Here is a 1220-nt window from a genome sequence, read left to right as displayed (position 1 = left end):
GGCGGTCTCAAGCGGTCATCGCAACGAGCGTCTTGTCGTATGCCTTCAGAGGAGTATCCCATCCGAGGGTCCTACGAGGACGGTTGTTGAGTAGGTCCTCGACCTCGGCGAGCCGTTCCGGGGAGTGAACGGACAGATCGGTGCCTTTGGGAAAGTACTGACGAAGCAGTCCGTTGGTGTTCTCGTTGGTGCCACGTTGCCACGGGGAGTGCGGGTCACAGAAGTAGACCTGCACCCCTGTGTCGACGGTGAACTGGGCATGCCCGGACATCTCCCGTCCTTGATCCCAGGTGATCGAACGCCGAAGCGCAGCAGGTAATTCCATGATTTTCGCGGTCATCGCCTCGGCGACCTGGGTAGCGGAATGACCGCACGGCAGATGCAACAGCAACACCAGCCGTGTGGTGCGTTCGACCAACGTCCCGATCGAGGATCCGCCGTTCTTGCCGATGATCAAATCGCCTTCCCAATGCCCGGGGACGCTGCGATCCTCAATTTCGGCGGGACGTTCGGCGATGTTGATCATGCCGGCGATCTTCGAACGTGAATCGCGATGCTTCTTGTGCCCGTACCTGCGTGTACGGCCGGTCCGAAGATGGCTGGCCAGCTCCTTCTTCAAACCGCCCCTGCCCAGCACGAACAGTGTCTGGTAGATCGTCTCGTGCGACACGTGCATCTCCGGATCGTCTGGAAAGTCGATCTTCAGACTATGCGCGATCTGCTCGGGAGAATGATCCTTCTCGAGCCGCGCCCGCACCTCGGCTGCCAACCGAGGATTCGATTCCAGCTTCGAAATCTTGGGCCGTTTCGCCGAAGCCTGCGCCTGCCGGTGGGCCGCGTTGGCGCCGTAACGTCCTCGATATAGCTTGTGGCGCTTAAGTTCTCGGCTGACGGTGGAGGTGGCGCGGCCGAGGGCTTTCGCCACCGCGGTCATCGTCCACCCGTCGCCGATGTAGTCGGCGATGAACTCGCGCTCGGTCAACGACAGGAAGCGGCCCGACGGTAGCGGTGTCGCCCGGGGACGAACACCGCCACGATCCTGCACCCACCGGTGACCGGTCATCTCCGCCATACCGATCACCTCGGCGGCCTCTTTCACCGTCGAGCCCCAACCCAACAGAACCCAGAACAGCATCCGCACCTCATGGGTGTACACCGGACGTCCCATCGCAACCATCCCCCAATGATCAGGCACGTTGCGATGACTGCTTGAGACCGCC

General features: G+C 61.6%; 1 protein-coding gene. It reads right to left on the bottom strand.

Features of this window, described 5'->3' with window-relative positions:
- Window positions 1-7: 7 nt before the first annotated feature.
- On the bottom strand, window positions 8-1177 hold the full coding sequence (locus RhoFasB10_RS25685; protein WP_240931473.1) for an IS30 family transposase: 1170 nt from the start codon (window positions 1175-1177) through the stop codon (window positions 8-10).
- Window positions 1178-1220: the final 43 nt, after the last annotated feature.

This window comes from Rhodococcus sp. B10, from assembly GCF_011770055.1.
Taxonomy (GTDB): domain Bacteria; phylum Actinomycetota; class Actinomycetes; order Mycobacteriales; family Mycobacteriaceae; genus Rhodococcoides; species Rhodococcoides kyotonensis_B.
This window is presented reverse-complemented; position numbering and strand designations above follow the sequence as displayed.

Bases quoted from the DNA above. Each gene is read 5' to 3' on its own strand.
- RhoFasB10_RS25685 (WP_240931473.1), bottom strand. From the start codon at position 1,177: ATGGTTGCGATGGGACGTCCGGTGTACACCCATGAGGTGCGGATGCTG.